Origin of the sequence: Paracoccus haeundaensis, from assembly GCF_006239215.1 — a bacterium.
Taxonomy (GTDB): domain Bacteria; phylum Pseudomonadota; class Alphaproteobacteria; order Rhodobacterales; family Rhodobacteraceae; genus Paracoccus; species Paracoccus marcusii.
The window spans coordinates 32,976-52,886 of sequence record NZ_VDDC01000013.1 but is presented as its reverse complement, the minus strand read 5'-3'; the positions used below and the strand labels follow the sequence as shown (position 1 = coordinate 52,886).

At 69.3% G+C, this 19,911-nt stretch carries 17 protein-coding genes; 2 read left to right on the top strand and 15 right to left on the bottom strand.

The genetic code is table 11. From position 1 onward, the window contains the following. Nucleotides 1–168 precede the first annotated feature (168 nt). The 9 genes from FHD67_RS08285 to FHD67_RS08245 form a co-directional block, all read right to left on the bottom strand. Nucleotides 169–2,418: a methyl-accepting chemotaxis protein gene (locus FHD67_RS08285; protein WP_052715292.1), complete on the bottom strand. Its 2,250-nt coding sequence runs from the start codon at nt 2,416–2,418 to the stop codon at nt 169–171. Nucleotides 2,419–2,550: 132 nt separating this feature from the next. Further along, entirely contained in the window at nt 2,551–3,627 is a 1,077-nt protein-coding gene (locus FHD67_RS08280) for an FAD-dependent oxidoreductase (protein ID WP_139598428.1), read from the bottom strand. Next, nucleotides 3,624–4,352, bottom strand: coding sequence for a transcriptional regulator NanR (locus FHD67_RS08275; protein WP_139598427.1), 729 nt, complete (start codon nt 4,350–4,352; stop codon nt 3,624–3,626). Before FHD67_RS08275 ends, FHD67_RS08280 begins: the two co-directional genes overlap by 4 nt. Beyond that, a complete protein-coding gene (locus FHD67_RS08270; RefSeq protein WP_139598426.1) occupies nt 4,349–6,079 on the bottom strand; it encodes a D-apionate lactonase family protein in 1,731 nt (576 codons plus the stop codon). The genes FHD67_RS08275 and FHD67_RS08270 overlap by 4 nt, the downstream gene beginning before the upstream one ends. Then, nucleotides 6,076–7,086 carry a Gfo/Idh/MocA family protein gene (locus FHD67_RS08265; protein WP_139598425.1) on the bottom strand — a complete coding sequence of 337 codons (1,011 nt, stop codon included), beginning with the start codon at nt 7,084–7,086 and terminating at the stop codon, nt 6,076–6,078. The genes FHD67_RS08270 and FHD67_RS08265 overlap by 4 nt, the downstream gene beginning before the upstream one ends. Beyond that, nucleotides 7,083–8,360: a TRAP transporter large permease gene (locus FHD67_RS08260; RefSeq protein ID WP_139598424.1), complete on the bottom strand. Its 1,278-nt coding sequence runs from the start codon at nt 8,358–8,360 to the stop codon at nt 7,083–7,085. Before FHD67_RS08260 ends, FHD67_RS08265 begins: the two co-directional genes overlap by 4 nt. Next, nucleotides 8,357–8,833, bottom strand: coding sequence for a TRAP transporter small permease (locus FHD67_RS08255; protein WP_139598423.1), 477 nt, complete (start codon nt 8,831–8,833; stop codon nt 8,357–8,359). Before FHD67_RS08255 ends, FHD67_RS08260 begins: the two co-directional genes overlap by 4 nt. Nucleotides 8,834–8,884: 51 nt before the next feature. Continuing rightward, a complete protein-coding gene (locus tag FHD67_RS08250; protein WP_246071265.1) occupies nt 8,885–9,862 on the bottom strand; it encodes a TRAP transporter substrate-binding protein in 978 nt (325 codons plus the stop codon). A gap of 61 nt (nt 9,863–9,923) precedes the next feature. Then, complete coding sequence (locus tag FHD67_RS08245) at nt 9,924–10,754, bottom strand: phosphogluconate dehydrogenase C-terminal domain-containing protein (RefSeq protein WP_046001021.1); 831 nt, start codon at nt 10,752–10,754, stop codon at nt 9,924–9,926. Nucleotides 10,755–10,840: 86 nt separating this feature from the next. Here FHD67_RS08245 and FHD67_RS08240 point away from each other — a divergent pair, with 86 nt between their 5' ends. After that, entirely contained in the window at nt 10,841–12,208 is a 1,368-nt protein-coding gene (locus FHD67_RS08240) for a four-carbon acid sugar kinase family protein (protein ID WP_139598422.1), read from the top strand. Continuing rightward, nucleotides 12,205–13,446 carry a 3-oxo-isoapionate-4-phosphate decarboxylase OiaX gene (gene oiaX / locus FHD67_RS08235; protein ID WP_139598421.1) on the top strand — a complete coding sequence of 414 codons (1,242 nt, stop codon included), beginning with the start codon at nt 12,205–12,207 and terminating at the stop codon, nt 13,444–13,446. Before FHD67_RS08240 ends, oiaX begins: the two co-directional genes overlap by 4 nt. Here the strand turns inward: oiaX and FHD67_RS08230 are convergent. The 6 genes from FHD67_RS08230 to FHD67_RS08205 form a co-directional block, all read right to left on the bottom strand. Beyond that, a complete protein-coding gene (locus FHD67_RS08230; RefSeq protein WP_139598420.1) occupies nt 13,419–14,900 on the bottom strand; it encodes a mannitol dehydrogenase family protein in 1,482 nt (493 codons plus the stop codon). The genes oiaX and FHD67_RS08230 overlap by 28 nt on opposite strands. 81 nt (nt 14,901–14,981) lie before the next feature. Then, nucleotides 14,982–15,752, bottom strand: a complete 771-nt coding sequence (locus FHD67_RS08225; protein WP_139598419.1) for an L-iditol 2-dehydrogenase — start codon at nt 15,750–15,752, stop codon at nt 14,982–14,984. Continuing rightward, complete coding sequence (locus tag FHD67_RS08220) at nt 15,749–16,753, bottom strand: ABC transporter ATP-binding protein (protein WP_139598418.1); 1,005 nt, start codon at nt 16,751–16,753, stop codon at nt 15,749–15,751. Before FHD67_RS08220 ends, FHD67_RS08225 begins: the two co-directional genes overlap by 4 nt. Before the next feature lie 10 nt (nt 16,754–16,763). Beyond that, on the bottom strand, nt 16,764–17,588 hold the full coding sequence (locus FHD67_RS08215; protein WP_045982117.1) for a carbohydrate ABC transporter permease: 825 nt from the start codon (nt 17,586–17,588) through the stop codon (nt 16,764–16,766). Nucleotides 17,589–17,598: 10 nt separating this feature from the next. Further along, entirely contained in the window at nt 17,599–18,468 is an 870-nt protein-coding gene (locus FHD67_RS08210) for a carbohydrate ABC transporter permease (RefSeq protein WP_046001028.1), read from the bottom strand. Between the two features lie 68 nt (nt 18,469–18,536). Next, the gene (locus tag FHD67_RS08205) at nt 18,537–19,862 is read right to left on the bottom strand and encodes an ABC transporter substrate-binding protein (RefSeq protein ID WP_127898966.1); all 1,326 of its coding nucleotides are present in this window, start codon (nt 19,860–19,862) and stop codon (nt 18,537–18,539) included. Between the last annotated feature and the right edge of the window lie 49 nt (nt 19,863–19,911).

Here is a 19,911-nt window from a genome sequence, read left to right as displayed (position 1 = left end):
AAGGGACGACGGAAGGGCCACCGATGCACCGAGCACGCTCGATGCGGTCCGACATCGCAGCCGATCGTGACGATCATGCTGCCAGAGGGGCCCGGTCCGCAGGGCGGCGCATACCACGAATCGGCCGCCCGCACAAGCATGCGCTTATGCGGGCGGCATCGCGCGGCATTAGAACTCCAGCATCTGCCCTCGACCGGCCGGGGCCGCGACCCGGATCGGGCGCGCCTCGACCGCAAAGTCCGGTGCAAGCGACGGGCGTTGGGCGGGCGGTGCCTGATCGGTCACGGTGAATGCCCCCATCTCGGTCGAAAGGACCTGGGCCTGCTGGCGCAGCGACATGGACGCCGCCGTCGCCTGTTCTGCCACCGCGGCATTCTGCTGGGTCACCTGGTCCAGCTGGTTCACGCCGCTGTTGATCTCGGACAGGCCGATGGACTGTTCGGCGGTGGCCAGGGCGATGGCCGCGATCTGTTCGGACACGTCCGACGCCTTCTGCAGGATGACCCCCAGGCTGTCGCCCGTCCGGCCCACAAGATCGGACCCGGTCCTGACCTGCGCCGCGCTTTGCGAGATCAGGCCACGCACCTCGCGCGCGGATTCCGCCGCGCGCTGCGCAAGGCCCCGCACCTCGGAGGCCACGACCGCAAAGCCGCGACCCGCCTCTCCGGCTCGAGCAGCCTCGACGCCCGCGTTCAGGGCCAACAGGTTGGTCTGGAACGCGATGTCGTCGATGACACCGATGATGCGGGTGATCTGTTCCGACGACCGCTGGATGCCCTGCATGGCGGTGACCGCATCGGCCACGACGGCCGCGCTGGTCTGGGCGATGTCGCGGTTCTGGCCGCTGGCGCGCTCCGCCTCTCGGGCGCGTTCGGCGGTCTGGCGCAGGCTCTCGTTCATCTGGTTCAGGGCCGCGGCGGACTGTTCCAGTGTGGCGGCCTGGGTCTCGGCGCGGCTGGACAGCTCTCCGGCGGCCATGTTGATCTCGTCCGCGCCGCCGCGCACCTGGTTGGCGACGTCGGTGATGCGGCGGATCGTGTCCGACAGACCGCCCACGACACCGTTGAACGCCAGGCGCAGCGAATCATAGCCCTGCGGAAAGGGATCATGCGCGGGGCTGGCGATCTGATGCGTCATATCGCCAGCGGCCAGCCGGTCCAGCCCGGTGCCGATCTCGCGCACGACGCGGGCCTGACGCTCGGCCTCGGCGCGGGCGTCGCGGTCGCGGGCGTCGCGCGCGGCCTCGGCCTCGGCCTCCAGACGCCGGGCAGTCAGCGCCCGGTCGCGGAACACCTGCATCGCCCCGGCCATCGCCCCGATCTCGTCGCCGCGGCCGGCATGGGGGACCGGCGTCTCCAGGTCACCATCCGCCAGACGGGTCATCGCCGCCGTCATCCCCTCGATCGGACGAGAGATGATCTGCGCGCCGAACCAGACGACGACCAGCGTTCCCAGCAGCATCAGCGCCGCGGTCAGAACCGCCCGGTCGCGCGTCTGGGTGACGTGCGCCATCACGGTCGCGCGCGGCACATGCATCATCAGGGTCCAGCTTTCGTCCATGCCGGGAAAGGCGACTGACCCTGTCAGGACCATCGACTGTTGCCCCTCCACCTCAGCGTAGTGCATCGGTCCCGCCGCCATCAACGCCTGGTCCGCAGCCTGCACCGGCTGGCCCAGCAGCGCGCGGTCCTCATGCGCGATCCACAGCCCCCCGGAGCTGACCAGCCGCACGCGACCGTCGCCAAAGGGACGCAGCTCCTCGATCCGCGCCGACAGCCGGTCCAGCGATACGTCACCGGTCAGCACGCCTACCGGCCGCGTGCCGTCGCGGACCACGCCGCTGACGGTGGTCATCAGCACCTCGGCACCATTCACGGGGTACAGATAGGGCGGCGTGATCAGGCTGCGATCCTCGCGCAGCGGCCGGTCGTACCAGCTGTCGGTCCCGGCCTCGGGGCGCATGTCCAGTTGTTCGATGCCGATGCTTCCGTCAGGGGCGTAGAAGAAATACGGCACGAACCGCCCGGCGGCATCCGCATAGGGGCTGCCCAGATGGGCGCCATCCGGCCCAAGCGCGTCGGGTTCCAGCGCCAGCGTCATGCCGACCAGATCGGGACGCGTGCGCAGGATCGTGGTGACGATAGAGGCAAGCGCGTCGCGATTTGCGGGATCGTCGGCGATCGCCCCCTCGATCCCGGCGACGCCGGTGCGGACGGTGTCGATGACGCTGCCGACCTCCTGCGCGATGGTCGCGGCATAGCCGGTCATCAGCGCGCCGGCATGCGCCTCGGATTCGCGGGCCGAATCGCGCGTCATCAGGCTTGTCGTCAGCGCGATCACGGCGACGATGGCAAAGGCGGTCAGCGCGGCGGCGGACAGGGCCAGCTTGGCGCGGATGGAGATGGAACGGAACGGCATGCTTGCCCCTCTCTTGGGGGTTGGTCGGGAAAGAGGTCTGTCCCGCCGGGATAGCAGCCACAGGTTTCCGATCCGTTACCGGGGCGCCGTCGAACGTGACCAAATCGATCGATCCCGACGGCCATCGACGGCCTAGCCCTTCAGGCGCGCCATGAACCCCCGATCGATCCGGTCCTTGACCCGCCACAGCCAGCGGCCCTGCAGGACAATGCCGTGCCACTGGGCCAGCGCCTCCTGCCCGCCAAGCGAGATGATCTTCAGATAATCCCGCTGCGGCCGGAACGCCCGGCAGGGGCGGCCCAGATGCCGCGCGGCCACGTTCGCCGCCAGCACGGGCGCCTGGCGCACGGCAAAGACACCGGCCTTTGGGCGCGGGGCGTGGGTCATAAAGGCACAGTCGCCGGCCGCGAACAGGTCGGGATGGCCAGGCACCTGCAGGCAAGGCCCCACGCAAACAAAGCCCGCCTCGTCCACCGGCAGATCGCGTGCCAACCAGTCCGGCGCACGCGCGCCGGCGATGCCCAGGGTCAGGGCGCTGTCGATCCGCCGTCCGTCGGCCAGCACCACGTGATCGGCCGCGACCCGATGCACGCGCGCCTCCGTCAGGACCGCGACCCCTGCCCTGTCAAGTGCGCGGCGCAGCAGGGTCCGGGCGCGCGGCGTCAGGGCTGCGGCGATGCGGGGCCCGGCCTCGACCAAAGTGACGGGCGCGCGCTGGCGATGGGACAGGGCAAGCGCGATCTCGGCCCCTGCCACGCCGCCGCCGATCACGACCGACGGCAGGCCCCGGTCGGGCAACGGCAGATCGGCGCGCAGCGGCTTGACGGCACGCGCATAGTCAAGAAACCCCGCGATTTCAGGCATGACGCCCTGGCTGCCCACATCCAGCGCGGCCTGGGAATAATCCAGACGCTGCGCCGTGCCGCAGGGCTGCTCGGCCGTCACCTGGCGCGCGACCGGGTCGATCCCGGTGATACGCGCGCGCAGAAAACCCGCCCCGTGCCGCGCGGCGAAATCCGCCAGCCCGACGCTTAGCTGGTCGGCGCGGTAATGGCCCGCGATCAGGCCGGGATACATGCCCGAATAGGTCGCGTGCTCGGCCATGTCGACCAGCAGAACGGCCGCCTTCGGCAGCGCCGCCCGCAGCTGCGGCAGCGCCAGCAGATTGGCATGCCCCGCCCCCAGCAGCAGGATGCGCGCCCCGCTCACCCCTGGGCGTTCTGATGCGCGTAAAGACCCACCGAGCGGTCCAGATGCGCCTGCATCGCCGCCACCGCGCCGTCCGGATCATGCGCGGCGATCAGGTCGGTGATGGCCTCGTGCTCGCGCAGGGTGACCTGCTCGTTGCCCGACCAGTGCAGGAGCACGCCGTGATACTGAAACAGCCAGCGCAGCATCGACTGGCTGGTGGCGACCAGGATCGGGTTGCCCGAAATCGCCGCGATGCGCGCATGGAACGCCATGTCCTGAGTGACAAAGCGCGCGGCATCGCCCAGACAGTCGCGCTGCGCGGCGATCAGGTCGCGCAGCTCGGCCACGTCGTCTTCGGTCGCGGTCTGGGCGGCCATGCGCACCAGCCCGCATTCGAACATCCGCCGCGCCTGCTTCAGGTGGTCCAGCTGGTCGGGCTCCGACGACAGCAGCATCCGCGCCACGTCGTCCACGCGGCTGAGGACGCTGTCCGCGCTCAGCGCGTTGACGCGGCTGCGCTCGCCGTGACTGATGGTGATCAGGCCCATGGTGTGCAGGTGCTGCAGCGCCTCGCGCACGGCGGGGCGGCCGGTGCCGAACCGCTCCATCAGGTCGCGTTCCGACGGCAGCGGCGCGCCGGGCGGCAGCTCTCCGCTGGCGATCATGTCGCGCAGGCGGTCGAACACCTGGTCGGACAGCTTGCGCCGGACGATTCGGTCGGAGGGGTCGGTCGGTTGCATCATGCCCATGGTTTAGGGCGGCCCGCGCCCGCCTGCAAATCCGGCGCGTCGTCCTGATCCCAGCCCCAGGGCGCCAGTCCCGCCTGCGCATGGGGCGTCAGGTTGGCGCGCAGGACGCGCCCGCCCAGATGCAGCCGCACCAGATCGCCCCCCCGCGCATCATGGACCGGCGCGCCGGCCAGCACCGCCAGCGCGGCCACGACCCCCGCCACCGGGCGCGGACGGCCATCGGGCGCGAAGAGGCCGCGCGGGCCAAGGACCTCGGCCGGGGTCCAGACCGACAGCCCGGCGGGCGCAATGGCCGCGGCCAGCCCGCAGGCCCAGGCCGCCGCGAACCCGCTCTCCTGGCGCGGATCGTCATCGGTCATGCAGACGCGCCCGCGCCCCGGATTGGGGATTGTGCGGCTGCCATAGGGGTTGTGGCGCATGGCGATGGTCGAGGGCCCCAGCCAATAGTCCGCATCCCCCGCCAGGGCACGCCCCGTGGCCAGGATATGCGGCACCGCCTCCAGCGCCTCGACCACCGACAGATCGTCGGCGGCATGCACGATGGGGCAGAGCCCATGCGTCACGACCGCCAGCCCCGGCGGCGACGGCTTGCGGTTCAGTTCGGGAAAGAAGCCGGCCACGCCCCCGCCCACCGGATGCCCCGCGAAGGCCGCGCACGCCGCCGCATGGACCTGCGCCAAGGGCGCGCAGGGCGGCCAGTCCGACCCCGGCGGCGTCGATTGCCGGTCCGGCCGCGCATGGACCAGTACCGTGGCCGCGACCAGGCCCGATGCCGCCAGCGCCGCGGCATGGCGGGCGAACTCCTCCTGCGGGTCGCCCTGAGGGTCGCAGAGCGCCAGCAGCTCCAGATCATAGGCCGGGCCGGGCAACGCCGCCTGCAGCGCGGCGAAACTCGCCAGATCGCGCGCGACATCGCCCGCTGCATCCAGATGGCACAGCAGACGTTGCGCCCCGATCGCGGCCAGATCCTGCGGCGCGCGGGCCAGATGCGCCGCATCCGCCCCGGTCAGGGCCAGGGCCGTCTGCGGAAAGCGCGGGTCGGCCACGCGGGTCTGCGGGCCTAGGACCGGGGCCACGGGCGCGGCCGGGGTCCAGCGGATGGTGACGGTCTGGATGGTCTCGCCCTCCAGACGGTAGGGCCAGGGCTGCGCCAAGGGGCGGTTGTAGGTCTTGAAGGACGCATCGCCCCACTGGCGCTGATCCTCCATCTCGAAGATGTCGCCGTCGAAGCGGCAATGGACGCGCCAGCCGCCCGCCTGATGGGTCAGGCCGGTGATGTCCATGAAGGGCTGCCACGGCGCGATCAGCGTGGGAAAGCGCGCCTGCTCGGGCGGGCCGTCCGCGTGATCGACCGTGACCGGCACCTCCGCGACCCCGGTGATCGGGTGCAGCAGCGTGAAGCCGGTGCGGTTCGTCCAGACCTGCCCCCGCGCCCCGATCACCGCCCGCGCGGTCAACCCGTCGGGCGTCAGATCGACCGTCAGCGCGGCGCGCACGCTGCCCGTGCCCATGTCATACCGCGCCGTCCAGGCGATGCGCGGGCCGTCTGGCCCGTCGGACAGGCGCAGATCGTCGATGCGGGGCACTACGGTGCCCCAGTCGCGGTCGCGGACCAGGAAGGCCAGGCCGCGGATCGCCTCGACCCCGTCCAGATGCAGGTGGCGCAGGCGGTCACCCTCCAGCACCAGCCGCGCCGGCCCGCAGGAGAGCGTCCGCGTCACGGCCGGACCCGGCTGCCGTCGCGGGCCGAGGCATAGGCGGCCTCGACCAAAGCCAGCGTGGCCAGGTTGTCGCGCCCCGAGGTCTCGGGCACCCGGCCCTCGCGCAGGCAGGCGACGAAGTCCTGCTGGATCAGCGCGACGCTTTCCTGGATGTTGTGCCAGGGCCGTTCGGCCCAAGGCAGCAGCGGGGGCGACACGTCGCGCACCTGCCGGTCGCCGCGGCGGTCGATGACCAGCCGGTATCCGGCCTCCAGCCGCAGCGTGCCCTCGGTGCCGTCGATCTCGATCAGGGTCTGGGGAAAGGTCTCGTCCCGCCGCGTCGCATAGGAACAATCCACGACCGACGTCACCCCACCTGCGTGATCCATCAGGATCGTCGCCACGTCCTCGCCGCGGATCGCGGGGTTGATGCGCGCGGTGCTGGCCGACAGGCGTTCCACCTCTCCGAAGAGGGCGCGGGCGATGTCCAGGATATGGATGCCCAGATCCTGGATGATGAAGCGCGGATCGGTCGCCAGATAGGGCTGCCCCGAGAAGACGTCATAGCCCGACCGGAAGCTGACCCGCCCGAAGAAGGGCCGCCCCACCGCGCCCTCGCGCAGCGCGGCCAGCACGGCGCGGATCGGCGACTGCCAGCGGAAGTTCTCATGCACCATCAGGACGCGGCCCGCGCGCTCCATCGCGGCGACGATGGCGCGGGCATCCTCCAGCGTCTCGGCAAAGGGCTTCTGGCAGATGGCGTGCAGGCCGGCCTCGGCCGCCGCCATCACCAGCGGGCGGTGCGAGGGCAGGGTCGTGGCGATGTCGACCACGTCCAGATCCGCCTCGCGCATCATCCGCGCCGCGTCGTCAAAGCGCTGCGCGATGCCGAAGCGCGCGCCCATCGCGGCCAGCCGGTCCGGGTCGCGGTCGCAGATCGCGGTGACCTGCGCCCCCTCGGCATCGGCCCAGCCCTGCATCTGGTTCACCGCGAAGAAGCCGCAGCCGATCAGTCCGACCTTGATCATGGCATCATCCACCAGCCCAGCCCCAGGGAGATGGCGGGAACATAGGTGATCGCCGCCAGCATCACCAGAACCGTGGCGATGGGCCAGACCAGCGACCGGAACAGCGCCTGCACCGGAACCTTCGCCACAGCGGCCGCCGCGAAGAGGTTCACCCCCAAAGGCGGCGTGATCATGCCCAGTGCCAGGTTCACCACGATGACGATGCCGAAATGCACCGGATCGATGCCGAAGCTGATCGCCACCGGCGTCAGGATCGGGGCCAGCACCAGGATCGCGGCGCTGGTCTCGATGAACATGCCCACGACCAGCAGCAGCAGGTTGACACCCAGAAGGAAGGTCAGCGCGCTGCCGAAATTCTCCTGGGCCCAGGTGCCGACGGCGCCGGGCAGGCCCGACAGGCTGATCAGGAAGCTGAACAGTGCCGCCGCCGAGATGATCAGCATGACCGCCCCGGACGACACCGCCGCCGCGCGGAAGATGCCCGGCAGGTCGGACCAGGACAGTTCGCGATAGACGAAGATCGACAGGATCAGCGCATAGATGACCGACACGGCGGCGGCCTCGGTCGGGGTGAAGACGCCGCCATAGATGCCGCCCACGATGATGATCGGCATCATCAGCGCCCCGAAGGCGCGGCGCGCGGCGGGCAGGATGGCCTGGCGTCCCTCGCCGTCCCGCTTGCCGTGACCCTTCACGCGGCACCAGATCTGGACCATCACGACCAGCGCGGCGGCGATCATCAGCCCCGGCACTATGCCCGCCAGGAACAGCCGGGTGATCGAGGTCTCGGTCGAGACCGCATAGAGGATCATCGGCACCGAGGGCGGGATGATCACGCCCAGTTCGGCGGATGACGCCTGGATCGCGCCCGCCATGCCCACCGGATAGCCGTGGCGCAGCATCGCCGGGATCAGGATGGACCCCACCGCGAAGGTCGTGGCCACCGAAGACCCCGAGATGGCCGCGAACAGCATGCAGGTCAGCACGCAGCTGCTGGCCAGCCCGCCCTGGATGTTGCCGACCATGGATTTCACCAGATCGACCAGCCGGGCCGAGATGCCCCCCTGGGTCATGATCGCGCCCGCAAGGATGAAGAACGGCACCGCCATCAGCGGAAAGCTGTCCAGCCCGGTGAACATCTTCTGCGGCACGACCAGCAGCGGCAGGTTGGAGAAGAAGTGGATCGCGATGATCGAGGCCAGCGCGATGGACACCGCCACCGGCACGGACAGCGCGAAGAGGCCCACGAGGCCTGCGGCAAGAGCGGTGTTCACGGGCGTTCCCTTTCCTGTTCGACATGGCGCAGCAGCACGCCCGGAATGGCCATCAGCGCGCCCAGGGGGATCGCCGCATAGAACCAGCTCATCGAGGTGCCCAGCATCGCCACCCGCTGCGCCTGCACCCGCAGCGTCATGGACCAGCCCTGCCAGACCAGCACCGCCAGCAGGATCAGCGTCAGCAGCGTGACCAGCCGGATCACCCAGATCTGCGCGCGGGCGGGCAGCAACCCGCGGATGAAGTCGATGGGGATCATCGCGCCAAGGCGGAAGCCCGCCGCCGCGACCAGCAGCGTGGACCAGATGATCAGGCCTCGGGCCAGGATCTCGGACCAGCCTGCGGCATGGCCCAGGCCGAACCGCGTGACGACCTGAAAGAAGACCAGCCCCGTCGCCACCGCCAGCAGCAGCGCGGCCAGGTTGTGGGTCAGCCGGACGACGCCCTCGGCCCAGGCTTCGACATGTCTCATGATGATGTCCCCGTTCGCGGGACGGGGCCGCGGACGGCCCCGCCGGAAGCGCTATTCCTGCGCCGCGCGGATGCGCGCGATCAGCTCGGGCGCATAGCGGTCGGCGAACTCGTCATAGGCGGGCTGGACCGCGGCGGCGAAGGCGGCCTTGTCGATGCCGTCGATCACCTCCATCCCGTTCTCGCGCATCAGCGCGATGCCCGATTCCTCGTTCGCGGCGACGGTCTGGCGCGATGCGGCGGCGGCGGCCTGCGCGGCCTCCACGAACCAGCCCTGCTGCTCCTCGGTCAGGCCGTCCCAGTGGATCGCGGACATGGCCACCACGGCGGGCGAATAGACATGGCCCGTCAGGGTGATGTTGTCCTGGATCTCCCACATGTTGTTGGCGGTCACGATGGGGATGGGGTTCTCCTGCCCGTCGATGGTGCCCTGCTGCAGCGAGGTCAGCACCTCGGTCCAGCTCATCGGCGTGGGGGCGGCCCCGGCGGCGCGGAAGGCCGCGATATGGACCTCGTTCTCCATCGTGCGCAGCTTCAGCCCGGCCAGGTCGGCCGGCTCGCGGATCGGACGGACCGAGTTGGTGATGTGGCGGAACCCGTTCTCGGCCCAGGCCAGGCCCACGATGCCGTGCGGCTGGAAGCTGGCCAGCAGCTCCTGTCCGATCTCTCCGTCCAGGACCGCATGCGCGCTGGCGTAGTCGTCGAACAGGAACGGGAAATCCAGGGCATAGACCTCGGGGACGAAGTTGCCGATGGGTCCGGTCGAGGAGATCGCCAGCTCGACCGTGCCGATCTGCATCCCCTCGATCACGTCGCGCTCGCCGCCCAGGGCGCCTGCCGGGCGCAGCGCGATCTCGAAGGCGCCGTCCGACCGTTCCGCGATGGTCTCGGCAAAGGCGCGGGCCGCGTCGCCGTAATGGCTGTCGGCGGGCGGGGTGAAGGCCAGGTTCATCACGCGGGCCTGGGCCAGCGCCGGCCCCGCACCCAGCAGCATGGCCAGCATCGACGCGGCGGTCATCATCTTGGTCATCGAAGGTCTCCTCCCTTGTGTTGCTGATCGCGGCGGACGCTCCCCCGCCCGCCGCGCGATGTCAGGTGATGCGGTGGATGCTGGCCTCGACCTCGTCCCAGTCGAAGACCCGCTTCCAGTCGTCGCGCATCAGCATCGGCTTGCCGAACTCGATCGCCTTGTTGCAGGCGTCCGAGAACGCGCCCTCGCGCTCGTTGAACAGCACCGCGCCCAGAATGTTCATATGGCCCAGCAGGAAGTCGCGGGCGCAGTCGTGGCTGACGCCGCTGCGCGCCACGCATTCGTCCAGCGCCTCGCGCATCACCGCCAGCAGCGAGGCGCAGACCGTCTCAGAGAGGCCCGGCTCCAGCATGGCCATCTGCCTGACGGTCACCTCATGGCTGCGGGCGACGGGGGCATAGATCGCCCGCGCGATGCTGTCGCCCAGGGCGTAATGCTCGCGCGGGCCCTGCATCAGCGCGTTGACCACGCCCTGCTTGGCGGCCACCCCGCCGAAATGGTCGGCCCGGCCCTCGGGCGTGTCCTCGTCGTTCCAGATCGGCGGGTGGCAGGGATGGGTCACGAAATAGGTGATGTCGGCCCGTTCGGGCAGATGGCCCGCAAAGGGCGCGGCCGCGTCCAGCACCACGACCATCGTGCCCGGCGCCAGCTGCGGCACGACCGCGCCAGCGACCTTGCCGATCACCGTGTCCGGCACCGCCAGGATCACCACCTCGGCGCCCGCCAGCGCCGCCTCCTGCGGGACGCAGCCCAGCCCCGTCTCGGCCTTCAGCCGGGCCTGTCCGGCGGGGCTGACCTCGACATGGGCCACCTCGAAATCGGTCCGGGCCAGGTTCGTCGCCAGACGCACCCCCATCTTTCCGCCCGCCCCCAGCAGCGCCACCTTGGTCATCTCGGTCTCCTCCGGCCTTCGGGAATCACTTGCCTAACTGGTATGATGAGGTGATAATTATTCCGTTACGTCAAGAGGGGATGCGAATGACCAATCTGCGGCTGGCCTGGCTGGGCGACGACTTCACCGGCGCCGCCGCGGTGATGGAGGTGTTGACCTTCGCCGGCCTGCCATCGGTCCTGTTCACCGAACCGCCCACAGCGGCGCTGATGGCGCGGTTCGCGGATTGCGCGGCGGTGGGGCTGGCCACGACCGCCCGCGCCCAGGGACTGGACTGGATGGCCGAACACCTGCCGCCGCTGTTCGCCGCGCTGGACGCGCGGCGGCCGCAGATCCTGCATTACAAGATCTGCTCGACCTTCGATTCGGCGCCGCATCTGGGCTCGATCGGCGCGGCCATCGCGGCGGGGCTGTCGGTGCGGCCGTCCCGGGCCGTGCCCCTGCTGACCGCCGCCCCCGCCATGCGCCGCTATCAGGCCTTCGGGCATCTCTTCGCGGGCAGCCCGCAGGGGGTGTTCCGGCTGGACCGGCACCCGGTCATGGCGCACCATCCCGCGACGCCCATGGCCGAAGCCGATCTGCTGGCCCATCTGTCGGCGCAGACCGACCTGCCCGGCGCGCTGATCGACCTGGAGGCGCTGGCCACCGACCCGCAGGCCCGGCTGGAGGAGGCGCTGGCCCAAGGCGCGCGCATCCTGTCCATCGACAGCATGGACCCGGCATCCGAGGCCGCGGCGGGCGCGCTGATCTGGCGGAACCGCGCGCGGATGGGCTTCGTCGCAGGCAGCCAGGGGGTCGAATACGCGCTGGTGCGCCACTGGCAGCAGACGGGCGACCTGCCCGCGCCGCCCCCGCCCGCCTCGGCCGGGCGCGTGGCGCAAATCGCGGCGGTGTCGGGCTCGGTCTCGCCGGTGACGGCGGCGCAGTTGGATTGGGCCGGGCGGCACGGCTTTGCGCTGCTGCCCTTTGACGCGCGGGCAGCCTGCGGGTCCGAGGCTGATCTGGCGGCCGAGGTCGCGCGCCTGACCGCCGCCGCCCTGCGTGCCGCAAGTGACGGCTCCAGCCCGCTGATCCATTCGGCTGCGGGCCATGACGGCGCACAGGTCGGCGCGTTCCGCAGCGCTCTGTCGGCCTCCGGCCTGGCGCCCGAGACCGCCGCCCGGCGCATCGGAGAGGGGCTGGGCCGCATCCTGGACGGGGTGCTGCGCGGGTCGGGCATCCGCCGCGCAGTGATCTCGGGGGGCGACACCTCGGGGCACGCGATGCGGCAGCTGGGCCTGACGGCGCTGACCGCGCTGGCCCCCACCATCCCCGGCGCGGCGCTGTGCCGGGCTTATGGAGACGGCCCGCATGACGGGCTGGAGATCGCGTTGAAGGGCGGGCAGATGGGCTCGACCGACTATTTCGGCTGGATCCGCGACGGCGGCGGCCCCCGACATCAGGAGCAGCCATGATCCGCGTCACCTATCTGCTGGAGACCCCGGGCGACCCGCGCGCCATGGCGGAAAAGATCGCCGCCGACCAGTCCACCGGCACCTTCACCGACCTGCCCGCAGAGACCGACGCCCTGCGCGCCCGCCATGCCGCGCGGGTGGAGGAGGTGACCCTGCTGGAGCCCCTGCCCCAGCCCTCGCTGCCCGAAGGGGCAGGGCCGGTGCGGCGCGCCCGCGCGACCATCGCCTTTTCGCCCGACAGCATCGGCGGCGACATCGCGGCGCTGCTGACCGTGACGACGGGGGGCCTCTTCGCGGCGCGCGGCCTGACCGGGATGCGGGTGCTGGATTTCGACCTGACGCCCGATTTCGCCGCCCATCCGGGGCCGCAATTCGGCCTCGAAGGCTCTCGCCGCCTGACCGGGGTGGCGGAAGGGCCAATCATCGCGTCGATCATCAAGCCCTCGCTTGGCCTGACCCCGGATCAGACGGCCGAGGTCGTGCGCACGCTGTGCGAGGCCGGGGTCGATTTCATCAAGGACGACGAAAAGATGATGTCGCCCGCCTATTCCCCCTTCGAGGCGCGGGTCGATGCCGTCATGGCGGTGATCCGCGACCATGCGCAGCGGACGGGCAAGCGGGTGATGTATGCCTTCGGCCTGTCATCGGCGGACCCGGACGTGATGATGCGCCGCCACGATCACGTCGTGGCACGGGGCGGCAATGCGGCGGTGGTGAACATCAATTCGATCGGGCCGGGGGCGATGGCCTTCCTGCGGCGGCGGTCGGCGCTGTGCCTGCACGCGCATCGCAACGGGTGGGACCTGCTGACGCGCCATCCGGGCTTGGGGTTCGAGTTCCGCGCCTGGCAAAAGATCTGGCGCCTGCTGGGCGTCGACCAGTTCCAGATCAACGGCATCGGCGCCAAATACTGGGAGGGTGACGACAGCTTCGTGCGGTCCTTTGCGGACGTCACGACGCCGATCTTCTCGGAGGCGGACCGGGCGCTGCCGGTGGTCTGTTCGGGGCAATGGGGCGGTCAGGCGTTCCAGACCTGGGCGCGCACGGGCGGCACGCTGGATCTGATGTATCTGGGCGGCGGCGGCATCCACGGTCATCCGAACGGACCGGCCGCCGGGGTGCGCGCCATCCGCCATGCCTGGGCCGCGGCCGGCGCGGGCCTGACGCCCGCCCAGGCCGCAGCCGATTGCCCCGACCTGGCCGCCAGCTTTCAGCGGTGGGGCATGCCCGCGACATAGGCCGCCAGCGTCGCCCGCACCCCGTCCCTGCGCAACGCGGCCAGCGCGTCGCCGAAGGCCGCGACCAGGGGCGCGGACCCCACCAGATCGCCAAAGATCGCGTGCTGGGACAGGAACGCCTGCGGATCGTCCTTTGCCGCCAGCGCATGGTCGCGCAGCGTCGCATGGGCATCGTCATTGGGTGCGATCGGCGCGCCTGCCTCGGTTGTGCCTTCGCAATAGCGGCACCACAGCGCCAGCTCCAGCGCCAGCCCGTCGATGGGCGCGCCCGCCGTCAGCCGGTCTCGCAACGTCGGCAGGATGAATTTCGGTTGGCGATTCGACCCGTCCAGGCACAGGCGCGGAATGGTGTCGCCGATTTCCGGGTTCGAGAAGCGGCTGACGATCAGCAACAGGTATTCGTCATAGCTGACGCCCGGAATGGGCTGCAGGGTCGGGATGATCTCGCGCGTCTCCAGCGCGCGCAGCCAGGCGGCGATGTCCGCGTCCGCCATCGCGTCATGCACGAAGTGGTGCCCCAGCAGCGCCGAGGCATAGGCGATGGCCGCGTGCCCGCCGTTCAGGATGCGCAGCTTCATCAGCTCGTGGCGGCTGACATCGGCGACGAATTCCGCGCCCACGGCCTCCAGCGCCGGGCGGCCTTGCGGGAAATTGTCCTCCAGCACCCATTGGCGGAAGGGCTCGCAGACGACCGGGGCGGCGTCCTGGATGCCGAAGCGGTCGCGGACAAGGGCGCGCTCGCGGTCGCTGGTCGCCGGGGTGATGCAATCGACCATGCTGTTGGGAAAGGCCACGTTGGCCTGAACCCAATCGGCCAGCGCCGGGTCCTGCGCGCGGGCCAGCCCCGTCAGGGTGCGCGCGCAGACATGGCCGTTTTCCGGCAGGTTGTCACAGGAGAGGACGGTGAAGGGCGCATACCCCGCCGCGCGCCGCGCCCGCAGCGCAGCCAGGATCATGCCGAACACTGTGCGCGGCGCATCCGGCGCGCCCGCGTCATGCACCATGTCGGGGTGACCGGCATCGAAGCCGTCGGTCTTGGCGTCGACGTAATAGCCGCCCTCGGTTATGGTCAGCGAGACGATGCGGATTGCCGGATCGGCCATCGCGGCGATGGTGGCGGCAGGGTCCACGGCCACGAAATCGATCATCGAGCCCAGCACCTGTGCGGACAGGCCCGCGGGGTCCAGCTCGACCAGCGTGGTCAGCCAGTCTTGGGCCGCCAGCCGTTCGCGCATCGCGGCGTCGCCCGGACGCACGCCCGCGCCGATCAGCGCCCAGCTGTGGTCGCGCCCCTGGGCGAACAGCCGGTCTAGGTACCACGCCATGTGCGCGCGGTGGAAATTGCCGACGCCGACATGCAGGATGCCCGCCGTCAGGGCGCTGCGGTCATAGGCGGGGCGTGCCACGGTGTCGGGCAGCCCGGCCAGCGCGGATTGGGTCAGTTGGATGGCCATGATCGGACCTTTCGTCAAATCGCCCCGTGGCCGCGGCGCAGGATGCGCGCGGGGGGCCGGGAATTGCAGGGGGTGCGGCGGTCAGCTGAGCCAGTTGCCGCCGTCGACATTGTAGGTCTGGGCCACGATGTAGTCGGCCCCGTCGGATGCCAGGAACACCGCCATGCCGGTCAGGTCGGCCGCGGTGCCCATGCGGCCGAAGGGGACGGCGGCGCCCACCTCGGCCTTTTTCTGGCCGGGGGCCTTGCCTTCGTATTTCGCGAAGAACGCGTCCACGCCGTCCCAATGTTCGCCGTCGACCACGCCGGGCGCGATGGCATTCACGTTGATGCCGTGGGCGATCAGGTTCAGGCCCGCCGATTGCGTCAGGCTGATCACCGCGGCCTTGCTGGCGCAATAGACCGCGACCAGCGCCTCGCCCCGGCGGCCGGCCTGGGACGCCATGTTGATGATCCGCCCGCCCTGACCGCGCGCGATCATGGACCGCGCGACGGCCTGCATCATGAACAGCGTGCCCGACACGTTGACCGCCATGATGCGGTCGTAATCGGCGCGGGTGATCTCGGCGATGGGGGCGGCGGTGAACAGGGCCGCGTTGTTGATCAGGATGTCGATGCCGCCGAACTGCTGTTCGACGGAGGCCACGCAGGCGTCAATGCTGGCCTGATCGGTCACATCCAGTGCCACCGCGATGGCGCTCTCGCCCAGACCCGCGGCCGCCGCGCGGGCGGCCTCCAGGTTGATGTCGCAGATGGCGACGCGCGCCCCCTGATCCAGATAGGCGCGGGCGAATGCCAGCCCGATGCCGCGCGCGGCCCCGGTGATCAGGGCGGTCTTTCCCGACAGCATCATGCCACCCGTGCCCCCGTGGCGTCAAAGCGGTGCATCTGCGCGTCGTCCGGGGTCAGCCAGACGGTGTCGCCGTGATGCAGGTCGATGTTGCCGCCCGCGCGCACCGTGATGGTGTCGGCCAGACCCGTGTCCTCGACATAGAAGAACGTGTCCGATCCCAGATGCTCGCTGACGCCGACGCGCCCGCGCCACTTGCCGTGATCGGGCGACACCGCGATGTGTTCGGGCCGGATGCCGATGGTGTGGGCACCGTATTCCGCGGCCGCCGCCCCGTCGATCAGGTTCATCTTGGGGCTGCCGATGAAGCCCGCGACGAACAGGTTCCTGGGCGCGCGGTACAGCTCCATCGGGCTGCCGACCTGTTCGATGTTGCCGGCGCGCAGGACCACGATCTTGTCGGCCATGGTCATCGCCTCGACCTGGTCATGGGTGACATAGATCATCGTGGTCTTCAGGCGGTTGTGCAGTTCGCTGATCTCAAGGCGCATGCCGACGCGCAGGGCGGCGTCCAGGTTCGACAGCGGCTCGTCGAACAGGAACGCGGCCGGTTCGCGCACGATGGCCCGCCCGATGGCCACGCGCTGGCGCTGGCCGCCCGACAGCTGGCCCGGCTTGCGGTCCAGATAATCGGTCAAGTTCAGCGCCTTGGCGGCCGCCGTGATGCGGCGGTCCTGTTCGTCCTGCGGCACACCCGCCATGCGCATCGGAAAGGCGATGTTCTTTCTGACCGACATGTGCGGGTACAGCGCATAGGACTGGAACACCATCGCCAGGCCGCGTTTGGCCGGTTGCGTGTCGGTGGCATCCTTGCCGTCGATCAGGATGCGCCCGCCCGACGTGTCCTCCAGCCCCGCGATCAGGCGCAGAAGGGTGGATTTCCCGCAGCCCGAGGGGCCGACGAAGACCACGAACTCTCCGTCGTTGATGTCCAGGTTCAGGGGCGGGATGACCTCGACGTCTCCGAACCGCTTGGTCACTGCTTCAAGGGTAATGCGTCCCATGATGGTCCCCTTATTTCACCGCGCCGAAGGTCAGGCCGCGGACAAGTTGTTTCTGGCTGAACCAGCCCATGATCAGGATCGGCGCGATGGCCATGACGGAGGCCGCCGAGAGTTTCGCCCAGAACAGCCCCTGCGGGCTGGAGAAGCTGGCGATGAAGGCCGACAAGGGCGCGGCGTTGGTGGTGGTCAGCTGGATGGTCCAGAACGCCTCGTTCCAGGCCAGGATGACGTTCAGGAGCATGGTCGACGCGATGCCCGGAACCGCCATGGGCGTCAGCACGTACAGGATCTCGTCCTTGAGCGTGGCACCGTCCATGCGCGCGGCCTCCAGGATCTCTCCGGGGATCTCGCGGAAATAGGTGTAGAGCATCCAGACCACGATCGGCAGGTTGATCAGCATCAGCATGACCGTCAGGCCGATCCGCGTGTCCATCAGCCCGGTGCGCAGGAAGATCAGATAGATCGGCACCAGCACCGCGACCGCGGGCATCATCTTTGTGGACAGCATCCACATCAGGATGTCCTTGGTGTGCTTGGTGGGAGAGAACGCCATCGCCCAGGCCGCCGGGATCGCGACGATCAGCGCCAGGATGGTTGAACCCACCGCCAGGATCACCGAATTGGTGAAGGGCTTCCAGTAGTTGTTCTGGGTCTGCACTGCCTCGAAGCTGGACAGGGTGAAGGACGGGATCAGGCTGAAGCCCGAAATGGCCTCTTGTTCCGTCTTGAGGCTGGTGATGATCGTGTAGAGGATCGGGAAGAAGATCACCAAGGCCACGATCCAGGCGGCAATGGTATAGCCGACCTTGGTGCGGGTGCTTACTGCGCGTGCCATGGAATGCTCCTCAATCCAGGTTCTTGCCGACGGCGCGCATCAGGAAGAACGCGACGATGTTGGCCAGGATGACCGCGATGATGCCGCCCGCGGCCGCACCGCCGATGTCGAAGTTCAGACGGGCCGCGCGATAGATCAGATAGGTCAGGTTGGTGCTGGCATTGCCCGGACCGCCATTGGTGGTCACCAGGATCTCGGCATAGATGCCCAGAAGGAAGATGGTCTGGATCAGCACCACGACGGTGATGGCGCGTGCCATGTGCGGCAGGGTCAGGTGGATGAACCGGCTGACGGCGCCCGCGCCGTCCATCTCGGCCGCCTCCATCTGTTCGCCGTCCAGCGACTGCAGGGCGGTCAGCAGGATCAGCGTCGCGAAGGGCAGCCATTGCCAGGCCACGATGATGATGATCGAGGTCAGCGGATATTGCGCGAACCAGTCCACCGGCTGCACGCCGATGGCGCGCGCGATGTCGGCAAAGACCCCATAGGACGGGTGCATGATCATGTTCTTCCAGATCAGCGCGGCCACCGGCGGCATCACGAAGAACGGAGAGATGATCAGGATCCGCACGATCCCCTGCCCGAAGATCGGCTTGTCGATCAGCAGGGCGATCGCGATGCCGCCGATGACGGTGATCGCCAGCACGCCCAGCACCAGGGCCAGCGTGTTCCAGATCGCGTCGAAGAAGGCCGGATCGGTGTAGAAATACTGATAGTTGAACCACCCTGCCCAGCTGACGGAGGCCGGGTTCAGCAGGTTGTAGTTCAGGAACGAATAGTACAGCGTCATCCCCAACGGGACGATCATCCAGATCAGCAGCAGGATGATGGCAGGTGCGCGCATCAGGCGCGCAAGACTTGCGGTCTGGCGGGTGGCCATGGCTTGCGTCCTTTTGGGGGAAAGCGGGGTGCGCCGCCCCGCATGTCGGGGGCGGCGCGGGTCGCGGCTTACTTGGGATAGCCCGCGCGCGCCATTTCACGGGCGGTGCTGGACTGTGCCGCCGCAAGGGCGTCCTCGGCCGACATCTGGCCTGCCAGCGCCGCCGAGAAGGTCTGTCCGACCGCCGTGCCGATGCCCTGGAATTCCGGGATCGCGACGAACTGGCCGCCGGTATAGGGAATGTCCTGGACCGACGATTTCTGCGTGTCGGCGGCGTTGATCGATTCCAGTGTCATCGCCGCGAACGGAGCTTCGGCCTGATAGTCGGGGTTCTCGTACAGCGACGTGCGCGTGCCCGGAGGTGCGGCGCGCCAGCCCTCGGCCTCGGCCACCATGTTGGTGTATTCCTGGCTGGTCGCCCAGGCCACGAAGGTCTTGGCCGCGTCCTGCTTCTGGCTGGAGGCCGGGATGGCCAGGTTCCACGCCCACAGCCAATTGCCGTGGTTGTCGACGCCTTCCTTGTTGGGGAACTGTGCAAAGCCCACGCTGTCCGCGACGGTCGAATCCTCGGGGTCGGTCACGAAGCTTGCGGCGACGGTCGCGTCGATCCACATGCCGCACTTGCCCTGCTGGAACAGCGACAGGTTCTCGTTGAAGCCGTTCGACGACGCGCCCGGAGGACCGTATTCGTTCATCAGCGTCAGATAGTCGGTCAGCGTCGCCTGCCATTCGGGGCTGTCGAACTGGGGCGCCCATTCCATGTCGAACCAGCGCGCGCCATAGCTGTTGGCCATGGCGGTCAGGAAGGCCATGTTCTCGCCCCAGCCCGGCTTGCCGCGCAGGCAGATGCCATAGACCTCGTTCTCCTTGTCCGTCATCGCCTTGGCGGCGGCGGTGATGTCGGTCCAGGTCGGGTTGTCGGGAATGGTCACGCCCGCGGCCTCGGCCAGGTCGGTGCGGTACATCACCATCGCCGATTCGGCATAGAACGGCGCGGCGTACAGCGTGTCGTTCACCGACAGGGCGGCACGCACGGCAGGGACCAGGTCGTCCACGTTGTAGCTTTCGGGAAGGTCGTCCAGGGGCGTCAGCCAGTCCTGCGCCGCCCAGATCGGAACCTCGTAGGTGCCGATGGTCAGCACGTCATACTGCCCGCCGCTGGTGGCGATGTCGGTGGTGACGCGCTCGCGCAGAATGTTCTCCTCCAGCGTGACCCACTCCAGCTGGATGTTCGGGTTCGCCTCGGTGAAGGGCGCGGTCATCTGCTGCATGCGGATCATGTCGCCGTTGTTCACGGTCGCGATCGTCAGGGTCACGTTGTCCTGCGCGGCGGCCATGCTGCCGACGGCGCACAGGGCCGTAGCGCCCAGAAGGGCGCGGAATGTCGTGGTCATGTAGTCCTCCCTTGGCGGTTGGGCATTTGCCCTTCCGATGGGCATATAC

What these genes read in the sequence shown, in the direction of transcription:
- FHD67_RS08245 (WP_046001021.1), bottom strand. Translation starts at nt 10,754, where the DNA reads ATGACCAAGGTGGCGCTGCTGGGGGCGGGCGGAAAGATGGGGGTGCGT.
- FHD67_RS08285 (WP_052715292.1), bottom strand. Translation starts at nt 2,418, where the DNA reads ATGCCGTTCCGTTCCATCTCCATCCGCGCCAAGCTGGCCCTGTCCGCC.
- FHD67_RS08215 (WP_045982117.1), bottom strand. Translation starts at nt 17,588, where the DNA reads ATGGCACGCGCAGTAAGCACCCGCACCAAGGTCGGCTATACCATTGCC.
- FHD67_RS08220 (WP_139598418.1), bottom strand. Translation starts at nt 16,753, where the DNA reads ATGGGACGCATTACCCTTGAAGCAGTGACCAAGCGGTTCGGAGACGTC.
- FHD67_RS08250 (WP_246071265.1), bottom strand. Translation starts at nt 9,862, where the DNA reads ATGACCAAGATGATGACCGCCGCGTCGATGCTGGCCATGCTGCTGGGT.
- FHD67_RS08210 (WP_046001028.1), bottom strand. Translation starts at nt 18,468, where the DNA reads ATGGCCACCCGCCAGACCGCAAGTCTTGCGCGCCTGATGCGCGCACCT.
- FHD67_RS08240 (WP_139598422.1), top strand. Translation starts at nt 10,841, where the DNA reads ATGACCAATCTGCGGCTGGCCTGGCTGGGCGACGACTTCACCGGCGCC.
- FHD67_RS08255 (WP_139598423.1), bottom strand. Translation starts at nt 8,833, where the DNA reads ATGAGACATGTCGAAGCCTGGGCCGAGGGCGTCGTCCGGCTGACCCAC.
- FHD67_RS08225 (WP_139598419.1), bottom strand. Translation starts at nt 15,752, where the DNA reads ATGATGCTGTCGGGAAAGACCGCCCTGATCACCGGGGCCGCGCGCGGC.
- oiaX (WP_139598421.1), top strand. Translation starts at nt 12,205, where the DNA reads ATGATCCGCGTCACCTATCTGCTGGAGACCCCGGGCGACCCGCGCGCC.
- FHD67_RS08275 (WP_139598427.1), bottom strand. Translation starts at nt 4,352, where the DNA reads ATGATGCAACCGACCGACCCCTCCGACCGAATCGTCCGGCGCAAGCTG.
- FHD67_RS08205 (WP_127898966.1), bottom strand. Translation starts at nt 19,862, where the DNA reads ATGACCACGACATTCCGCGCCCTTCTGGGCGCTACGGCCCTGTGCGCC.
- FHD67_RS08230 (WP_139598420.1), bottom strand. Translation starts at nt 14,900, where the DNA reads ATGGCCATCCAACTGACCCAATCCGCGCTGGCCGGGCTGCCCGACACC.
- FHD67_RS08265 (WP_139598425.1), bottom strand. Translation starts at nt 7,086, where the DNA reads ATGATCAAGGTCGGACTGATCGGCTGCGGCTTCTTCGCGGTGAACCAG.